We start from the raw sequence: 18,534 nt of genomic DNA, 5'->3' as shown, positions 1-18,534 counted from the left end.
CACTTTTTATAAGCAGCGCTTCAAGCAGCCTGCAGGTTGAAGCAGAGAAAGCTCCGCCCTGTGCGTGCAGCCCCTCACCCCAACCCTCTTCCCAAAGGGGCGAGGGAGCTAGGCAAGATGCGCCGCGCATGAAACTGACGCGCACCAAACCAGGGATGCCGAGCAAGGGCCGCCCCGCAGCGAGGGCATCGTCCCCCTCCCGCTTGCGAGAGAGGGGGAAGCGGCGCAGCCGCTCAGGGGGTGTTATTCGTTAAAACGGGAACTTCATCCCGCCCGGCAGCCCCGGCATGCCGGCAGTGAGCTTGCCCATCTTCTCGTTGCTGGTCTCCTCGGCCTTGCGCACGGCGGCGTTGAAGGCAGCGGCCACCAGGTCCTCAAGCATGTCCTTGTCCTCGGCCAGCAGGCTGGGGTCGATGGTCACGCGCTTGACGTCGTGCTTGCAGGTCATCACGACCTTGACCAGGCCTGCGCCCGACTCGCCCTCGACCTCGACATGGCCCAGCTCTTCCTGAGCCTTCTTGAGGTTGTCCTGCATGGCCTGGGCCTGCTTCATGAGGCCGGCAAGCTGTCCTTTGTTGAACATGAGAATTCCTTTTTCTAGGGAGTTGAAAACAAATGCCTCAATGAGACTGGATGGTCACGGGTTTGATGCTGCCAGGCACGATTTTCGCGCCATGCTTTTGCATGAGCTCCCGTATCCGGGGGTGGTTGTGGACGATGTCCTCGGCAATCTGCTGGCGCTCGTGGTTGGCCACGGCAAGCCGGCGTGCGGGGCTGTCGGTGACAGCGCCCTGCTCCAGTTCCAGCTGGCACGCATGGCCTGCGGCCTCCAGCGCCGCGCGCAGGCGCTCCCGCGCACCGGGCTGGATCAGGGAGGCGCTTTCCACGCACAGCGTCCAGGCATCGCCGGCACGCGCCAGCAACTGGGACTGCAAGGCCAACTGACGCGCGAGTGCCGTAATGGCCTCGGTCTGCACCAGCTGGTTCACGACCTCGAACCAGATATCGCCTTCGGGCGTGATCTCTACCGTGGGCGCCTCACGCGCGGCAGCGCGGGCCATGGCCGCTGCGGGCTCTGCGGCCTGCGCCGCAACCGAGTCATCCGCCCTCGCATCCGGCCCGGAGCCGAACTGCGCGCCGGCATCGCCCTGCATGGGCGGCAGGCTCTCGGATGCCTCGGCCTCGGCCCAGCGTCCGTCATCGGTCCAGGCCTCGTCGGGCATGCCAGCCCAGGCCCCGTCGTCGGGCGGACCATCGGACTCCTGCACTTCCTCGGCCTGCTGTTCAGAGGCTTTCTGCTCAAGGCCTGTGTGCGCCTCGGCCGGGGCTTGCGGCAATTCCTCGGCCTGCGGCTCGGCGGGTACAGGCGGTCGCGCCACAGCCGGAGCCCGGGGCTCGGCCGCCTGCGGATGCACGGGCGGCACACGCGGGCTTTCGGGCAGTGGCGCAGCCTCGGGCTTCATCCCGGGCGTTATCTCAGACGCTGCGGCAGTCTGGCCGGGCACTGGCGGCGGCTGTACGGGTGGTGGCTGTACAGGTGGCGGCTGTACGGGCACGGTCTGCACCTGGGCAGGCGCCGGCGCGGGCAGCGGAGCAATCGGCTCTACTGCGGCGCGCGCGGGGGCTGCAGCGGGCTCAGGAGTTTTTTTTTCAGCCTGGGCCGGATCAGCCAAGGGTTGGTCCGGCAAAGGCTCGGCGGGCTCCATCTCGCCCTGGGGCTTGAAGGCCAGCAGGCGCAGCAGCGCCATGGTCAGGGCTGCATACTCATCGGGTGCCAGACCCAGCTCTCCACGGCCATGCAGGCAGATGCTGTAGAGCAACTGGGTTTCGTCACGCGCCATGCGCCGGGCCAGGCGTGCGATCTGGGCGGCATCGGGATCGCTGGCATCGGCCGCCATTTGCGGCACGGCCTGGAGCACGGCCATGCGCTGCAGCACGGCACACATTTCTTCCAGCGTGGACGCCGCAGACAGGCCATTGCGGCGCAGTTGCTCGACGGTGTCGACGACCACGGCGCCATCGCCGCGCGCCAGCGCATCGATGAGCCGCAGCACATGGCTGCGGTCCACGCTGCCCAGCATCTGGCGCACCAGGGCTTCCTGAAGCTGGCCACTGCCAAAGGCAATCGCCTGGTCGGTAAGCGACAGCGCATCACGCATGGAGCCGCGCGCCGCGCGCGACAGCAGACGCAGGGCCTGGGGCTCGGCCGCAATGGCCTCGCTTTGCAGCACATGGCCCAGGTGCTCGAACACGGTCTCCGGGGCCATGGGCCGCAGGTTGAACTGCAGGCAGCGACTCAGCACGGTGACCGGCACCTTCTGCGGATCGGTGGTGGCCAGCACGAATTTCAGATACTCGGGTGGCTCCTCCAGCGTCTTGAGCATGGCGTTGAAGGCCGTATTCGTGAGCATGTGCACCTCGTCGATCATGAAGACCTTGAAGCGCCCCTGCACCGGCTTGTAGACGGCCTGCTCGAGCAGACCCTGGACCTCGTCCACGCCGCGATTCGAGGCCGCATCCAGCTCCGTGTAGTCGGGAAAGCGTCCGCTATCGATTTCAGTGCATGCTGCACAGACCCCGCAAGGCGTGGCCGTGATGCCGCCCTGTCCATCGGCGCCCTGGCAGTTGAGCGACTTGGCCAGAATGCGCGACACCGTGGTCTTGCCCACGCCACGCGTTCCCGTGAACAGATAGGCGTGATGCAGCCGCTGCTGCGTCAGGGCATTGGTCAGGGCCTGAACGACATGCTCCTGCCCCACCATTTCGGAGAAATTGCGGGGACGGTATTTGCGGGCCAGCACGAGATAGGACATGGGGGGTGATTCTACGGGTCCGGACAAGGGTCTTCGCCGCATGACGGCCTTTGTCTGCCTGAGGCCTTGCCGATTGGGCCTATAATTCGCGGCGACGGGCCTCCTCGCATGGGGAAGCGGCCAACCGGGTCAGGTGGGGAACCAAGCAGCCCTAACTGTGAAACCAGTGCCGAGGCAAGGCTCGTCACCTTTGACTGGAAAGTTCTTCAACTGCAAGAACCTGTCTTCCAGCAAAAGCCCTCTCTCTTGATCCTGCTGCGCACGGCTGCTGCGCCATCCCGCCAACAAGAGTCCATCGGCCATGGCCTTTTCCCTGCATTGTTTTACCGAGATCCCCGTGAAGGACTGGATGGTTTTGCTCAACCACCCGGACGTGATCCGCCACATGCCGCTGGCCGATACCCGCTGGGGTGAAAGCGCAGTTGCCGACTGGGCCAAGGCCAAGGATGCGCAGTGGCAGGAGAGCGGTTACGGTCCGCACGCCATCCGCATCGATGGGCACTTCGCGGGCTGGGGCGGCTTTCAGCGCGAAGGCGATGAGGCCGACTTTGCCCTGGTGCTGCTGCCTCAGTACTGGGGGCAGGGCGCCAGCATTTTTCGCAGCTTCATGCGCGACAGGTCCGCTCTGGGCATAGGCCCGGTAAGCATCTTGCTGCCGCCAAGTCGCGTGCGCACCCAGGGCCTGGCCAGACTTGGATTCTCGCCCGCTGGAGAGATCATCTACGAAGGCCAGCGCTTTCTGAAGTTCGTCACCCAAGCCCCGGCGCCTCAAGCCTGAGGCCAGGCATCGAGCACCCAGCCCTGCTTCGTGGCCTCAAGCCGGTGGCTCAGGTGCAGCGCATCCAGGAACACCGCATCATGCGAGACCACCACCAGGCACCCCTGGTAGCCGGCCAGCATCTGCTGCAAGGCCTTTTGCGAGACCAGGTCCAGATGGTTGCTGGGCTCATCCAGCAGCAATATCTGCGCGGGCGGGTCAGCATACAGCGCACAGGCCAGCCCAGCCTTCAGGCGTTCGCCGCCACTCAGCAGGCCTGAAGGCTGGGCCAGCTTTTGGGCATTCAGGCCCAATTGCGCCAGGCGCATGCGCAGCTCGGCCTCGGGCAGCGCGGCATTGGCCTCTTGCATCAACTCCAGCACCGTGCGCTCAGGCGGCAAAGACTCCAGTTGCTGATCCAGATAAGCGCCTGGTCCCACAAGCCGGCACTTGCCGGAGAGCGGCTGGATACGGCCTGCGAGCAGCCTGAGCAAGGTGGTCTTGCCACAGCCATTCGGCCCCAGCACACCGATACGCTGACCCGTGCTCAGGCTCAGGTTCAACGCGCTGTGCGCAGCCTGCTCAGCCCCGGACACGAAGGGCAGGCGCACCGCCTCCAGCTCGGCCACGGTACGGGAGCCGCCAGCCAGTGGCGGCAGTGCATGCAGCACGATGGCCTGTTCATCTTCCAGCAGCGCTGCAGCCTCACGCACACGCGCATCGAGCTGCTCGCGCTGGGCCTGCTGCTGCAGGGCCAGCTTGCCGGCCGTGCCCTGGCTGCGGTCTTTCTGCCGGTCCAGCAGGATCTTGGCCTGGTTGGCCTCCTGCCCCTGGCGTCTGCCGCGTGCCTCGCGCCTTTGCTGGCGCTCCTGCTGCTCGCGCAGCGCATGCTGCTGGCGCTTGCGCTCCTGCCTGGCCTGCTGCAACTGTTCGGTCGCATGCTCCACTTGCCGGGCCTTGGCCTGCTCATAGAAGTCGTAATTGCCACCCCAGCTGTCCAGGCCCAGCGCTGTCAGCTCGATGATGCGCTGCATGGTGTTCAGCAGCTCCCTGTCGTGGCTGATCACCAGCAGCCCCTTGCCGCGCTCTGCAGACCAGTGGCGCAACTGCTCGATCAAGACAGCGCGGCCGGGTCGATCCAGGTGATTGCTGGGCTCGTCGAGGATGAGAAAATCCGCATCCATGGTCAAGGCCCCGGCCAGCGCCACGCGCATGGCCTGGCCACCGCTGAGCCCGGACACGGGAGACTCCATCTCCAGATGCCCCAGCCCCTGGGCCTGCAGCGTCTGCCTCAGCTGCTGCCGCAGGTCCCAGCGATCACCAACGGCTTCGAAGTCGGCGACAGCCGTGCTGCCACCCTCTATGCGGCCCAGTGCATCGAGCACGTCCTGCACGCCTGCCAGGGCCGCCACCGTCGCACTTTCGCAGATCACCTGCTGGGACAGGTAATGCACCTGCCCCGATCCCCGCACCTGGCCTGCACTGGGTGGGATCTTGCCCGCAAGAATCTGTGCCAGCAGGCTTTTGCCCACGCCATTGCGCCCGACCAGGCCCGTGGGCCGCAGGTCGAATTGCGCATGCAGATCGGAGAAAAGTGTCTTGCCCTGAGGCAGGGCCAGAGAAACGCCTTGCAGCGTGAGATAGGTATTCGTCATATCGATGCCGGAAAGCCATAACACCCCCAGGTTGTGGGGAGGAAGAGCTGGGCCGTTGGAACAACGGCGGCATCAATAGCGCATGGGTCGAATACCTCGGTGAATACGAAAGCAGCCAATTATAAGAGCGTGTTCACGATCTAAGCCCGCAGACCTGCCAGGCCAAGCCCGGCACGGGCCTGGATCAACAGCCGCCTTCCACTTCCAGATAGCGCCCCACGCCGCGCGCCACATGCACGGCATTCGCAAAGCAGGCCGTGAGCAGATAGCCGCCCGTAGGCGCTTCCCAATCGAGCATTTCGCCCGCGCAGAAGACTCCCGGCAGGGCCTTGCACATGCCCTGCGCATCCAGCGCCTCCAGCCTCACTCCGCCGGCCGTGCTGATGGCCTCATCCATGGGTCTGGGGGCGACCACGGTGATTGGCAAGGCCTTGATGGCGGCGGCCAGCTGCAAGGAATCCTGCATGGCGCTCTTGTCCAGCATTTCGTGCAACACGCCGGCCTTGATGCCGTCGAGTCCGAGCCGGCTCTTGAGATGGCTGGCCAGGCTGCGCGAGCCGCGCGGGTGGCGCAGCTCGGCGAGCACGCGTTCATGACTCACCTGGGGCAGCAGGTCGAGCGCGAAAGTGGCCTGGCCCTGGCGGCCGATGGTGTCGCGCAGTGCGGCGCTGACCGCATAGACCAGGCTGCCCTCCACACCCGTGGCCGTGGCCACGAACTCGCCCTTGCGGGAAAAGCCAAAGCCCTGGCCATCATCGAAGCTCAAGGCCACGGACTTGAAGGGCTGGCCCGCAAAACGCTGTGCGAAATATGTACTCCAGCCGCGTGCGGGCCGGTGCGCAGGCCTGCTCGCCTCCCCGGCCTGCGCAGGCAGCCCCACATCGAAGCCGCAGTTGGCGGGCGCCAGCGCAGCCATCTCCACACCGCGCTGCTGCAGCCAGGAAAACCAGGCCGCATCCGAGCCCAGACGTGCCCAGCTTCCGCCGCCAAGCGCCAGCACCACGGCCCGGGCGCGCAAGGCCAGGCGACCCTGGGGGCTATCGAACAGCAGATCGCCCTGCTCGCTCCAGCCCTGCCAGCGGTGGTGCATGTGCATGGCCACCCCCTGGCTGCGCAGGCGCACCAGCCATGACCTGAGCAGCGGCGCAGCCTTCATGTCCGAAGGAAAGACCCGGCCCGAGCTGCCCACAAAGGTCTCCACGCCCAGGCCTTTGGCCCATGCGCGCAGCTCTTCGGGGCCAAAGGCTTCAAGCCAGGCTGCGACCTGCGCGCTGCGCTCGCCATAGCGCGCGACAAAGGCCGTCCGCTCTTCCGAATGCGTGAGATTGAGTCCGCCCTTGCCGGCCATCAGGAACTTGCGCCCTGCCGAGGCCTTGGCCTCGAACAAGGCAACCTTCAAGCCCATGGCAGCCAGTTGCTCGGCAGCCATCAGGCCGGCCGGCCCTGCGCCGATGACGGCGACTTCGCAGCTTGCATGGCGCGGCGCCCGCCCAGGATCTGGTTCGGGCGGCTGCGGTTCTTGGTCAGGGCGTTGTGCGAGCATCGCATCTCCAATTCACTGGTGGGCGCGCAGAATACATCGGCCACGCAGGGCCGGCGACACAAGAGCCCAAAAACTCTGCATTCGTGCCCGGGCACCGATACAGCCGCAGCCACCAGCTCCACAAGCTATTGCGTTCATAGCAAAAAGCCCGCACCCACACAGCGCGGCAGGACTGGGGTTTCTGTCACAATGATCCGATAGCGTGGTCAAGGCCACGCCTTTGTTTTCCAGAACTCAAGGACATTTCAATGGCCAGCGACTTGATCAAACACATCTCCGATGCAAGCTTTGAAACCGATGTGCTGCAACCCGGCTCTACGGTGCTTGTGGACTACTGGGCCGAATGGTGCGGCCCCTGCAAGGCAATTGCCCCCATCCTCGACGAGGTTGCCGAGACCTATAAAGGCCGGGTCTCGATTGCCAAGATGAACGTGGACGAGAACCGCAGCATCCCTGCCAAGTTCGGCATTCGCGGCATTCCCACGCTGATGCTGTTCAAGGACGGCCAGTTGGCAGCCACCAAGGTTGGTGCCCTCAACAAGACCCAGTTGTCGGAATTTCTGGACCAGCACCTGGCCTGAATGCCCTCTGCCTGGCTTGAATCCGACGGCCCATCAAATTCGGGCTCCGGTCTTTGATCAAGCAAAAGGCAGTTGCGAAAAGGCAGTTGTGGCACAGAGCCCAAAGTACCGGGATTCATGGGAAACCCCGGCCCTCATGGGCTCCTGCTTCAAAAATCCATGTGACCTTCGGGATTTTTCCTGTCATAATCCCCGCCATCGCCGGCCTCTTGCATCAAAGGCCGCGCTGAAATCCTCAGGCATGCCAGCCCGCATCCGCGGTGTTTCACCTGGCCTACCGCCTTCCCCCTGGTTTCTTTCTACTCCGTTCTGGAGTTACTTCATGCACCTTAATGAACTCAAGGCACTCCATGTGTCTGAAGTCCTGAAGCAGGCCGAAGCGCTTGAGATCGAGAACGTCGGCCGCATGCGCAAGCAGGAGCTGATGTTTGCCATCATCAAAAAGCGCGCCAAGGCCGGCGAACAAGTTTTTGCCGACGGCGTGCTGGAAATCCTGCCCGACGGCTTCGGCTTTCTGCGCAGCCCCGACACCAGCTACACGGCCAGTACGGACGACATCTACATCTCGCCCAGCCAGGTGAGGCGGTTCAACCTGCACACCGGCGACATGATCGAAGGCGAGGTGCGCACACCCAAGGACGGCGAGCGCTACTTTGCACTGACCAAGCTCGACTCCGTCAACGGCGGCCCGCCCGAGCAAAACAAGCACAAGGTGCTGTTCGAGAACCTGACCCCGCTGTTCCCCAAGGTGCAAATGCGCCTGGAGCGCGACATGAAGGGCGAGGAGAACATCACCGGCCGCATCATCGACATCATCGCGCCCATAGGTCGCGGCCAGCGCGCCCTGATCGTGGCTCCGCCCAAGAGCGGCAAGACCATGATGATGCAAAGCATTGCCCACGCCATCACGGCCAACTATCCCGATGTGCACATGATGGTGCTGCTGGTGGACGAGCGCCCTGAAGAAGTGACCGAGATGCAGCGCTCGGTCAAGGGCGAGATCATTGCCTCCACCTTCGACGAGCCCGCCACCCGCCACGTGCACGTGGCCGAGATGGTGATCGAGCGCGCCAAGCGCCTGGTCGAGCTTGGCAAGGACGTGGTCATCCTGCTGGACTCCATCACGCGTCTGGCCCGCGCCTACAACAACGTCGTGCCCAGCTCCGGCAAGGTGCTGTCGGGCGGCGTGGACTCCAACGCCCTGCAGCGCCCCAAGCGCTTCTTCGGCGCCGCGCGCAATGTGGAAGAAGGCGGCTCGCTGACCATCATCGCCACGGCCCTGGTCGATACCGGCAGCCGCATGGACGAAGTGATCTTTGAAGAATTCAAGGGCACGGGCAACAGCGAACTGCACCTGAACCGCCGCCTCTATGAAAAGCGCGTGTTCCCTGCCATCGAGCTCAACAAGAGCGGCACGCGCCGCGAAGAGCTGCTGCTCGCACCCGAGATCCTGCAAAAGACGCGCATTCTGCGTCAGTTCATGTACAACATGGACGAGATCGAATCCATGGAGCTCATGATCAAGAACATGAAGGCCACCAAGACGAATGTGGACTTCTTCGACATGATGCGCCGCGGCGGCTGATCCCAGCCCCCTGCCGGCCGGACCGCGCAGAAGATTTGAAAACGCCTCGCATCCGCGAGGCGTTTTGCATGGCGGGCGCTGCCAAAGGCCCTGACCTTGACCCCCGATTTGCTGCCGGCCTTGGGCCGTGTCATAATGCAGGGCTTTTTTCCTGCGGAAAGTATGCTTGATTTGAACCGCTACAAGGGTTGCAGCGGGTCAGGCACGGCTGTCGCACCTGAATAAAAAGGGAAGACCATGAAAGAAGGCATTCACCCCAACTACCGCGAAGTGCTGTTCGCCGACCTGTCCAACGGCTTCAAGTTCGTGACCCGCTCCTGCGTGAACACCAAGGAAACCGAAACCTTCGAAGGCAAGGAATATCCTCTGTTCAAGCTCGATACGTCTTCCGAATCGCACCCCTTCTACACGGGCACGCAAAAGTCGGTGGACAACATGGGCGGCCGCGTGGAGCGCTTCCGCAACCGTTTCGGCAAGAAGTAATCTTCGCTTCTCGCACCGGAAAGGTACAAGGGCAGCCGGGCAACCGTGCTGCCTTTTGTTTTACTGGGCCTGCCTTTGAGGGGCTTCAAAAAAGAGAGCTGCTTGCGCTTGCTACATAAGCATTTCAGTATTTAACTGGCTTCAATTCGAGACACAGCAAGCGCTAGCAGCTCCTGTTTTCAATTAGCCCCCTCAGGCAGACCAGCGGTTTTCTCTCATCCGTCGTCTTCTTGTTTTTCCAGTGAACCAGCCCAATCCCGCCATCGTTGCCCAAAGCGCCGTGCGCCGCCTGCCGCGCTGGTCGCTGCTGCTGCTGTGCCTTGCCTATATCGTGCCCGGCTTCGTGGGCCGCTCCCCCTGGCGCATGGCCGACATGGAGGGCTTTGGCTACATGCGCGAGCTGGCGCTGGGCCACACCTCCTGGCTTGCGCCCAGGCTCTCGGGCCTGGCGCCCGAGTCCGAGGGGCTTTTGCCCTACTGGCTGGGCGCTCTGGCGCTCAAGGCCGCCCCTTCCTGGTTCAGCCCCGAGATCGCCAGCCGCCTGCCCTTCATGGCCTTGCTCGCACTCACGCTCATGGCCACCTGGTGGGGCGTCTACTATCTGGCGCGCACACCCGGGGCGCGCCCCGTGGCATTTGCCTTCGGCGGCGAGGCCCAGACCACGGACTATGCGCGCGCCATGGCCGATGGCGGCCTGCTGGCCCTGGTGGCCTGCCTGGGCCTGGCCCAGCTGTCCCACGAGACCTCCAGCTATCTGCCTCAGCTGGGCTTTACCGCGTTGCTGTTCTTCGCCTTTGCCACCATGCCCTACCACGGCCGGCTTGCGGCCATGGGCCTGCTCATAGGCCTGCCGGGCCTGGCGCTCAGCGGCGCCCCGACCATGGCCCTCCTGCTGGGGCTGGGCTGCAGCTTTCTGGCCCTGTTCCTGCGCAGCTGGGGCGATGACGAGCAGGCACCCGCCAAGGCCAGGCTCTGGGCTCTGGCCTGGCTGCTGGTCACACTGGCCGCTGCCGCCCTGGCCTGGCTGCTCGATGAATGGGTCTGGCGCCTGGTCAATGAGAGCAATGCCAAGCAATGGCAAAGCCTGATGCGGTTGTTTCTGTGGTTTGGCTGGCCGGCCTGGCCCCTGACCCTGTGGACGCTGTGGGTCTGGCGGCGCCAGATCGCGCGCCCGTTGCACCACCCGCACCTGGCCCTGCCGCTGTGGTTTGCAGGCGTGGCCGTGGCCGCCACCGTGAGTTCCCTGCCGGCGGACCGCGCCCTGCTGCTGGGCCTGCCCGCGACCGCAACACTTGCGGCGTTTGCGCTGCCCACGCTCAAGCGCAGCATAGGCTCGCTCATCGACTGGTTCACCTTGCTGTTCTTCAGCGCCTCGGCAATTGCCATCTGGGTCATCTGGCTGGCCGTGCAGACCGGCTTTCCCGCCAAGCCGGCCGCCAATGTTGCGCGCCTCGCGCCCCAGTTCGTTCCCGGCTTCTCGCTGATTGCCTTTGCCGTGGCCCTGGCCGCCACGGCGGGCTGGGTGGTTCTCGTGGTCTGGCGCAGCGCACGCAACCGCGCAGCCATCTGGAAAAGCCTGGTGCTGCCGGCCAGCGGCGCCACCCTGGGCTGGATTCTGCTGATGACGCTGTGGCTGCCCCTGCTGGACCACGGCCTGAGCCTGGAGCCGCAGATAGGCCGCGTCCTGGCCCAGATGCCTGCGGACACGCGCTGCGTGCACACCTACGGGCTCACGCGCGCCCATATCGCGGCCCTGCGCTATTACGGCGATGTGGACACCTTGCGCTATGAGGTGCATGACAGGCCCGGCTGCGACTGGCTCGTGGCCGAGCAGTACTACTGGAACCACAAGCCGCGCCAGCCCGAGGCCTGGGAGCTGGTCGCCAAAGTGGTCCGCCCCACGGACCGCCATGACTTCCTGCTCGTGCTGCGCCGCAAGAACCAGAGCCGCACCCCCGTGACCCCGTGAAGCAGGAGCGCCTCACGATTGCCCGTCATGCTCTGACCGTGCTGGCCGGGCAAATGGCCGTCATGGCCTTTGGCATGACCGACACCCTGGTCGCCAGTCATTACTCCGAGCAGGCGCTTGCCGCCCTGTCCGTGGGGGCGGCGGTCTTCATCAGCGTCTATGTCTCGCTCATGGGGGTGTTTCAGGCCCTGCTGCCGCTGTGGGCCGAACAGCATGGCGCCAACCAGCCCCAGGCCATAGGGCGCTCGCTGCGCCAGGCCATGTACCTGTGCGCCGCAGCCTGCGTGCTCGGCATGGGCCTGCTGCTGTCCCCCGACATGGCATTGCAATGGACGCGGGTGCCGCCCGAGCTCCAGGCCGAGGTCAAGCACTATCTGGCCATACTCGCCTGGGGCCTGCCCGCAGCCCTGCTGTTTCGCATCTATAGCACGCTCAATCAGGCGCTGGGCCGGCCCAAGCTCGTCACCTGGCTGCAGCTGTTTTCGCTGCTGATCAAGATTCCCCTGTCCATCTGGCTGAGCTTTGGCGGCGCAGGCATGCCGACCCTGGGCCTGGCCGGCTGTGCCTGGGCCACGGTCTGTGTGAACTACGCCATGCTCGGCATAGCCCTGGTGCTCATGCGCAGCCATGCGCTCTATGCGCCGCTGGACCTGTGGCGCCCCATGGAGAGGCCGGACTTCAGGCTGCTCGCGGATTTTGCACGCCAGGGCATTCCTGCAGGCCTGGCGATTCTCGTGGAGATCACCTCGTTCACGCTCATGGCCTTGTTCGTGGCACGCCAGGGAACGCTGGCCTCGGCCTCGCACCAGATCGCAGCCAACCTCACGGCCTTTTGCTATATGGTGCCCCTGTCCCTGGCAATCGCCACCAGCGCCCGCATCGGCTTTTGGCGCGGCGCAGGTGACGAGGCCATGGCCAGACGCCTGGCCGCCATGGGTTATCGGCTGGCCTTGCTCATGGCCCTGAGCCTGGCAGCCATCGTCTTTCTGGGCCGCTTTCAGATTGCAGGCTTTTACAGCCAGAGCCCGCAACTGGTGGAGCTCGGCGCAGCCCTGTTGGCCTGGGTGGCGCTCTACCACGTGGCCGATGCCGTGCAGACCTTTTGCCTGTTCGTGCTGCGCTGCTGGCGCATCACCGTGGCTCCACTGCTGGTTTACTGCCTGCTGCTGTGGGGCGGCGGCCTGGGCGGCGGCTATTGGCTGGCCTATGAGGCAGGCGATCTGCCCGGCTGGGTCGCACGTACCACCCCGGCCCCGTTCTGGATCAGCAGCGCCATGGCCCTGCTGCTCACGGCGGCCGTGATGAGCGCGCTCGTGCGGCGCGTCACACGCCCCGAGCCGCAAGCCTAGTGTTCTGAGAACGTGTTTGCGATCTCAGGACAGGCCTCGCAAGCGGCTTGGCGGAAAGGTGACCGCGAACTCCGAACCCTGGCCCTGAACGCTGGAAACACTGAGCTTGGCGCCATGGCGCTGCAGCACATGCTTGACGATGGCCAGCCCCAGGCCCGTGCCGCCGGTATCGCGCGAGCGGCTGTGATCGACCCGGTAAAAGCGCTCGGTCAGCCTGGCCACATGCTTGGGATCTATGCCCGGGCCCGAGTCCTTGACCGCAAAACGGGCCGAACCATCCGCCAGCATGCTCCAGCTCACATCGATGCGCCCGCCTGCAGGCGTATAGCGCATGGCATTCGCGAGCAGGTTGGAGAATGCGCTTTGCAGCTCCGCACTGGAGCCGGCCACATCGCCAACCTCGGCCAGCGCTTCGGGCGACGGAAAAGTCAGCACATGCGGCAGAGCCTGCTTGCGCGTAAGCATCACCGACAGACCCCGGGCCTCGTCTTCGCAGCGCTGCAGCAACTGGGCCACGCACACCCAGTCCTTGCTGCTGGGCAAGGGGCTGCCCTCAAGGCGCGAGAGAGTCAGCAAGTCCTCGACCAGGTGCTGCATGCGCTCGGCCTGCTGGGCCATGAGACCCAGATAGCGGTTGCGCTCGGCTGCGTCCAGGGGCAGGTTCTGCAAGGTCTCGACAAAGCCCGAGAGCACGGTCAGGGGCGTGCGGATCTCATGCGAGACATTGGCCACAAAGTCGCGGCGCATGGCCTCGGCCTGCTCCAGCGCCGTCACATCGCGGGCCAGCAGCAGCTTGCGCCCTTCGCCATAGCCGTAGAGCTGCACCGAGAGCCTGACGGGCCGCGAGGGCGTGCTTTCACGGCCCTGCATGAGCAGATCGCCGGAGAAATCCTGGGCCGCGAAATAGGCGCTGAATTCAGGGTCGCGCACCAAGTTGCCAATGCTTTGCAGCAGATCGCGTTCGGCATCGAAGCCGAACTGGCGCGCCGCGATCTGGTTGCACCACTCGATCCGGTTTTCGGCATCGAGCAACACCACGCCATTCGGGCTGGCCTGCAGCGCCGAAAGAATGTCGTTCAATCGCTGGTCGCCCTGCTGCACCTGGTGCACGCTCTGGCGCAGCCAGCGGCGCATGCGCACGCCGGCCTCACCCCAGACGCCAGAGAGCTCGGGCGCATTGCCGAGCTCGGACTGGCGCAGCCAGGCCAGCAAACGCCCCGCATTCCAGCTGTCCACGGCCCACCAGATCCAGCCGGCAAGCCAGGCGCCGAGCAAGGCCACCACCGCTTGCCAGGCCAGGCTGGAATCCTTGCTGACCCTGCTCCACAACACCCATGCCAGCACCGCACCCAGAATCTGGGAAGCCAGCAGACGAAAACCTCGCCACCCCATGTTGACGCCTTTTTGCGTTGAACCCGCCACCTATACCGCAACAGCCACGCATGTCCTCAAGGCCATGCGTGGCTGTTTCTTGTCTTGTCCTGATTCCATCTCCAAATCAATAGAGTACGCGAGGACGCTGCGCAAGCAGCACAGGTGCCAGCAGCGCAGCCGAAAAACGCATCATTTGATCGGATTTTGGAACAAGCGCCCTGTCAGGCCAGCGCCTGGGCGCTCAGCCTGTAGCCCGCGCCGCGCACGGTCTCGATCACAGTCCCGGCCACGCCCAGGGCCTCGCGCAGGCGCTTGACGTGCACGTCCACCGTGCGCTCTTCGATGAACACATGGTCGCCCCAGACCTTGTCCAGCAACTGGGCCCGGCTGTGCACGCGTTCGGGGTGCTTCATCATGAAGTGCAGCAGCTTGAACTCCGTGGGCCCGACCTTGAGCATGTCGCCCTGCCAGCTGACCCTGTGGGCTGCGGCATCGAGCACCAGCTCGCCTATGCTGACCTTGTCCTGGATCTGCTCGGGCGCACGCCGACGCAGCACGGCGCGTATGCGCGCCAGCAGCTCCTGGGTGGAAAAGGGCTTGGTGATGTAGTCGTCCGCGCCCGCATCCAGGCCTGCGACCTTGTCGGGCTCGTCGCCGCGCGCCGTGAGCATGAGGATGGGCACGCTCTTGGTGCGTCCCTCGGAGCGCCATTTGCGCGCCAGCTGCAAGCCGCTTGTACCCGGCAACATCCAGTCGAGCAAGATGACATCGGGCAGCACGGCATCGAGTTCGCGCTGCGCCGACTCACCGTCCTCGGCCCAAACGGGCGTAAAGCCGTTATGCCGCAGATTGACTGCGATCAGCTCGGCAATCGCCGGTTCATCCTCGACGATGAGGATCATGGGCATCTTCTTCATCCGCTTACCGCCTCCTGCTCAAAGCACTGCCGATTCGATGGCATCCATGGTCTGGTGGCGCACATCCTTGCCCTCGACCAGATAGATGATGAGCTCGGCCACGTTCTTGGAGTGATCGCCGATGCGCTCTATGGCCTTGGCCATGAACAGCAGGTCCAGGCTGGCCGAAATGGTACGCGGATCTTCCATCATGTAGGTGATGAGCTTGCGCACAAAGCCGTCGAACTCCTCATCGATCAGATCGTCTTCCTTGAGGATGTCCACGGCGGCCTTGGTGTCCAGACGCGCAAACGCATCCAGCGTCTTGCGCAGCAGGCCCGAAGCCATCTCCGCAGCCACACGCAGATCACCCGTGGGCAGGGAGCGGGCAGCGCCGCTTTCTATGATGGACTTGACCATGCGCGCCATCTTGTGCGCCTCGTCGCCCATGCGCTCCAGGTTGGCCGTGGCCTTGGAGAAGGCGATCAGCAGGCGCAGGTCACGGGCCGTAGGCTGGCGCCTGGCGATGATGGAGGACAGCTCATGGTCGATCTCGACCTCCATCGCATTCACGCGCTTCTCGGCCGCGTCCACCTGCTCCACGGCCTCGATGCTGAAACGCGAGAGCGCATACACCGCCTGGCGTATCTGGGATTCGACCAGGCCGCCAAGCTCCATCACGCGGGCCGAGACGCGGTTGAGTTCGCTGTCGAACTGGCTGGACAAATGTTTTTCCGTCATTGCAATAAATCCTTTTCAGTTACCCGATCACCCTGGCGACCAGCCCCGGCATCCCGCTCGCAGCGCTCGAAGCCGGCACAGCGCCACTTGTCGTCCCCCTAGGGGCAGGCGCCGAAGGCGACTCAGGGGGCGTCACTTCAGCCGAACCGACCGGTGATGTAATCCTCGGTCTCGCGGCGCTGGGGCTTGAAGAACATCTGCTCGGTATCGCCGAACTCCACGAGATCACCCAGGTACATATAGGCCGTGTAGTCGCTGCAGCGCGCAGCCTGCTGCATGTTGTGCGTGACGATGACCACGGTGTAGTCGTTCTTGAGCTCGGCGATCAGCTCCTCGATCTTGGCCGTGGAGATCGGGTCCAGGGCCGAGCAGGGCTCGTCGAGCAGCAGCACCTCGGGCTTGATCGCAATCCCGCGCGCAATGCACAGACGCTGCTGCTGGCCGCCGGACAGGCCCGAGCCGCTTTGCTGCAGCTTGTCCTTGACCTCGTTCCACAGCGCAGCCTTGCGCAGCGCCCATTCCACGCGATCGTCCATGTCCGAGGCACCGAGGTTCTCGAACAGCTTCACGCCAAAGGCGATGTTGTCGTAGATCGACATAGGAAACGGTGTGGGCTTCTGGAACACCATGCCGACCTTGGCGCGGATCAGAGCCACATCCTGCTTGCTCGTGAGCAGGTTCTCGCCGTCGAGCAAAATCTGGCCTTCGGCGCGCTGCTCGGGGTAAAGCTCGAACATGCGGTTGAAGGTGCGCAGCAAGGTGGACTTGCCGCAACCCGAGGGGCCGATGAAGGCCGTGACCTTCTTTTCAGGAATATCGAGATTGATGCCCTTCAAGGCGTGGAACTTGCCGTAGTAGAAGTTCAGGTCGCGCACGGCCAGCTTGGAGGAAGTCGGCATGGAGGAGGTCTTCGCAGTCATTGCGTGGTTGTCCTTGTTCATTGCTTGCAGCATTTATTTTTGGCGTGTCAGCACACGGGCCAGAATATTGAGACCGAGCACGGCCACGGTAATCAGGAACACACCGGCCCAGGCCAGTTGCTGCCAGTTCTCGTAAGGGCTCATGGCGAACTTGAAGATCGTCACCGGCAGGCTGGCCATGGGCTTGGACATGTCCGCGTTCCAGAACTGGTTGTTCAGCGCCGTGAACAGCAGCGGAGCGGTTTCTCCCGCGATACGCGCCACGGCCAGCAGCACGCCCGTAATCACCCCCGCGCGCGCCGCGCGCAGCGTGACCATGCTGATGACCCGCCACTTGGGCGTGCCCAGTGCATAGGCGGCCTCGCGCAGGCTCGCCGGCACCAGCACCAGCATGTTCTCCGTGGTGCGGATCACCACCGGAATCACGAGCAGCGCCAGCGCCACCACCCCGGCATAGCCGGAGAAGCTCTTGAAGCGCGCCACGACCACCGCATAGACGAACAGACCGATGACGATGGAGGGCGCCGACAGCAGAATGTCGTTGACGAAGCGCGTGGTGCGCGCCAGCCAGCCGCGCGCATCGTATTCGGCCAGGTAGATGCCGGCCATCACGCCCACGGGCGTGCCTATGAAGGTGGCCAGGGCGACCATGAGCAGCGAGCCCATGATGGCATTCGCAATCCCGCCATCCTCGTTGGGCGGCGGCGTCATCTGGGTGAACAGCGCCAGGCTCAGGCCGCCCAGGCCCTGGTGGATGGTTTCCCAGAGAATCCAGATCAGCCAGAACACACCAAAGCCCATGGCCATCAGCGACAGGGTCAGGGCCAGCAGATTGAGACGCTTGCGCTTGGCGTACTTGGCCTGGCGCTGGCGGGCGAGTTCAGCTGCAGCAATCATGGCTGCGGAAGTTGTAGCCTGGTTCACGAGCGTGCCCCTTCGTTTTTCTGCAGACGATTGAGCAAGACCTTGGAGCCGCAAAGCACCACGAAGGTGATGAAGAACAGCACCAGCCCCAGGTAGATCAACGATGCCTGGTGCAGGCCTTCGCCGGCCTCGGCAAACTCATTGGCCAGGGCCGAGGTAATGCTGTTGGCCGCCTCGAATACCGACAGGGAGCTCAGCTGGTTCATGTTGCCGATCACAAAGGTCACGGCCATGGTCTCGCCCAGGGCGCGGCCCAACCCAAGCATCACGCCGCCGAGCACGCCGGTCTTGGTATAGGGCAGGACCACCTTCCAGACCACTTCCCAGGTCGTGGAGCCCAGGCCATAGGCCGACTCCTTGAGCAGGGCCGGTGTGACCTCGAACACGTCGCGCATCACCGAGGCAATGAAGGGAATGATCATGATCGCCAGGATGATGCCGGCCGACAGAATCCCTATGCCCACGGGCGGCCCCGAGACAAAGGCGCCCAGATAGGGCACGCCGTCGAACAGGGACTGCAACGGCTGCTGCACATAGGTGGCAAGCACGGGACCGAACACCATCAGCCCCCACATGCCATAGACGATGGAGGGCACGGCAGCCAGCAGCTCGATGGCCGTACCCAGAGGGCGCTTGAGCCAGGCCGGGGACAGCTCGGTGAGAAAGAGCGCAATGCCAAAGCTCACGGGCACGGCAATCACCAGCGCAATCGCCGAAGTGGCCAGCGTGCCGTAAATCATGACCAGGCCGCCGTACTCATCCTTTACGGGATCCCAAACGCTGCGCCACAGAAAGCTCAGGCCGTATTCGCGTATCGCGGGCCAGGCGCCGAACAGCAGCGAGATCATGATGGCCAGCAGCAGACCCAGCGTGAGCCAGGCGGCACTACGGGCGAGAAGCCCGAACAGACGATCCGCGAGCCGTCCGGAAAACATCGGGGGACG

The 18,534-nt window shown here is 64.3% G+C and carries 16 protein-coding genes and 1 other RNA gene; 7 read left to right on the top strand and 10 right to left on the bottom strand.

Going from position 1 to position 18,534, the window contains the following annotated elements; genetic code table 11:
* Nucleotides 1-250: 250 nt before the first annotated feature.
* A complete protein-coding gene (locus tag G486_RS0112490) occupies nucleotides 251-583 on the bottom strand; it encodes a YbaB/EbfC family nucleoid-associated protein (RefSeq protein WP_027015846.1) in 333 nt (110 codons plus the stop codon).
* A 37-nt stretch (nucleotides 584-620) separates the two neighbouring features.
* Nucleotides 621-2,813, bottom strand: coding sequence for a DNA polymerase III subunit gamma/tau (gene dnaX / locus G486_RS0112485; RefSeq protein WP_027015845.1), 2,193 nt, complete (start codon nucleotides 2,811-2,813; stop codon nucleotides 621-623).
* Nucleotides 2,814-2,906: 93 nt separating this feature from the next.
* Here dnaX and ffs point away from each other — a divergent pair.
* Together ffs and G486_RS0112475 are read left to right on the top strand one after the other, a co-directional pair.
* An RNA gene (ffs, locus tag G486_RS23580) (signal recognition particle sRNA small type) lies at nucleotides 2,907-3,002 on the top strand.
* 112 nt (nucleotides 3,003-3,114) lie between these two features.
* Complete coding sequence (locus G486_RS0112475; protein ID WP_027015844.1) at nucleotides 3,115-3,591, top strand: GNAT family N-acetyltransferase; 477 nt, start codon at nucleotides 3,115-3,117, stop codon at nucleotides 3,589-3,591.
* On the opposite strand, the gene G486_RS0112470 is transcribed toward G486_RS0112475, so the two are convergent.
* Both G486_RS0112470 and G486_RS22215 read right to left on the bottom strand, forming a co-directional pair.
* The gene (locus tag G486_RS0112470) at nucleotides 3,582-5,225 is read right to left on the bottom strand and encodes an ABC-F family ATP-binding cassette domain-containing protein (protein WP_027015843.1); all 1,644 of its coding nucleotides are present in this window, start codon (nucleotides 5,223-5,225) and stop codon (nucleotides 3,582-3,584) included. The two genes, G486_RS0112475 and G486_RS0112470, sit on opposite strands and share 10 nt — an antisense overlap.
* A 184-nt stretch (nucleotides 5,226-5,409) precedes the next feature.
* The gene (locus G486_RS22215; RefSeq protein WP_051303475.1) at nucleotides 5,410-6,768 is read right to left on the bottom strand and encodes a TIGR03862 family flavoprotein; all 1,359 of its coding nucleotides are present in this window, start codon (nucleotides 6,766-6,768) and stop codon (nucleotides 5,410-5,412) included.
* Nucleotides 6,769-7,016: 248 nt separating this feature from the next.
* On the opposite strand from G486_RS22215, the gene trxA reads away from it, so the two are divergent.
* From trxA to G486_RS0112440, 5 genes are all read left to right on the top strand, one after another.
* The gene (gene trxA / locus G486_RS0112460) at nucleotides 7,017-7,349 is read left to right on the top strand and encodes a thioredoxin TrxA (protein WP_027015842.1); all 333 of its coding nucleotides are present in this window, start codon (nucleotides 7,017-7,019) and stop codon (nucleotides 7,347-7,349) included.
* Between the two features lie 322 nt (nucleotides 7,350-7,671).
* Nucleotides 7,672-8,934, top strand: coding sequence for a transcription termination factor Rho (rho, locus tag G486_RS0112455; protein WP_027015841.1), 1,263 nt, complete (start codon nucleotides 7,672-7,674; stop codon nucleotides 8,932-8,934).
* Nucleotides 8,935-9,171: 237 nt separating this feature from the next.
* Nucleotides 9,172-9,417 carry a type B 50S ribosomal protein L31 gene (locus tag G486_RS0112450; protein ID WP_027015840.1) on the top strand — a complete coding sequence of 82 codons (246 nt, stop codon included), beginning with the start codon at nucleotides 9,172-9,174 and terminating at the stop codon, nucleotides 9,415-9,417.
* Between the two features lie 241 nt (nucleotides 9,418-9,658).
* Nucleotides 9,659-11,386 (top strand): hypothetical protein, encoded by a 1,728-nt coding sequence (locus G486_RS0112445; protein ID WP_027015839.1) that lies wholly within the window; start codon nucleotides 9,659-9,661, stop codon nucleotides 11,384-11,386.
* Nucleotides 11,383-12,735: an MATE family efflux transporter gene (locus tag G486_RS0112440; RefSeq protein WP_027015838.1), complete on the top strand. Its 1,353-nt coding sequence runs from the start codon at nucleotides 11,383-11,385 to the stop codon at nucleotides 12,733-12,735. The genes G486_RS0112445 and G486_RS0112440 overlap by 4 nt, the downstream gene beginning before the upstream one ends.
* A 24-nt stretch (nucleotides 12,736-12,759) precedes the next feature.
* On the opposite strand, the gene phoR is transcribed toward G486_RS0112440, so the two are convergent.
* The 6 genes from phoR to pstC all read right to left on the bottom strand — a co-directional run bounded on the left by phoR (nucleotide 12,760) and on the right by pstC (nucleotide 18,525).
* Entirely contained in the window at nucleotides 12,760-14,106 is a 1,347-nt protein-coding gene (gene phoR / locus G486_RS0112435; protein WP_027015837.1) for a phosphate regulon sensor histidine kinase PhoR, read from the bottom strand.
* A gap of 224 nt (nucleotides 14,107-14,330) precedes the next feature.
* The gene (gene phoB / locus G486_RS0112430) at nucleotides 14,331-15,026 is read right to left on the bottom strand and encodes a phosphate regulon transcriptional regulator PhoB (protein ID WP_027015836.1); all 696 of its coding nucleotides are present in this window, start codon (nucleotides 15,024-15,026) and stop codon (nucleotides 14,331-14,333) included.
* Between the two features lie 18 nt (nucleotides 15,027-15,044).
* A complete protein-coding gene (gene phoU / locus G486_RS0112425) occupies nucleotides 15,045-15,746 on the bottom strand; it encodes a phosphate signaling complex protein PhoU (protein WP_027015835.1) in 702 nt (233 codons plus the stop codon).
* Nucleotides 15,747-15,883: 137 nt separating this feature from the next.
* Nucleotides 15,884-16,666, bottom strand: a complete 783-nt coding sequence (gene pstB, locus G486_RS0112420) for a phosphate ABC transporter ATP-binding protein PstB (protein ID WP_027015834.1) — start codon at nucleotides 16,664-16,666, stop codon at nucleotides 15,884-15,886.
* A 33-nt stretch (nucleotides 16,667-16,699) separates the two neighbouring features.
* Nucleotides 16,700-17,563 (bottom strand): phosphate ABC transporter permease PstA, encoded by an 864-nt coding sequence (gene pstA, locus G486_RS0112415; RefSeq protein ID WP_034387530.1) that lies wholly within the window; start codon nucleotides 17,561-17,563, stop codon nucleotides 16,700-16,702.
* 23 nt (nucleotides 17,564-17,586) lie between these two features.
* A complete protein-coding gene (gene pstC, locus G486_RS0112410; protein WP_027015832.1) occupies nucleotides 17,587-18,525 on the bottom strand; it encodes a phosphate ABC transporter permease subunit PstC in 939 nt (312 codons plus the stop codon).
* Nucleotides 18,526-18,534: the final 9 nt, after the last annotated feature.

The organism is Comamonas composti DSM 21721, assembly GCF_000429845.1.
GTDB classification, from domain to species: domain Bacteria; phylum Pseudomonadota; class Gammaproteobacteria; order Burkholderiales; family Burkholderiaceae_C; genus Comamonas; species Comamonas composti.
This window is presented reverse-complemented; position numbering and strand designations above follow the sequence as displayed.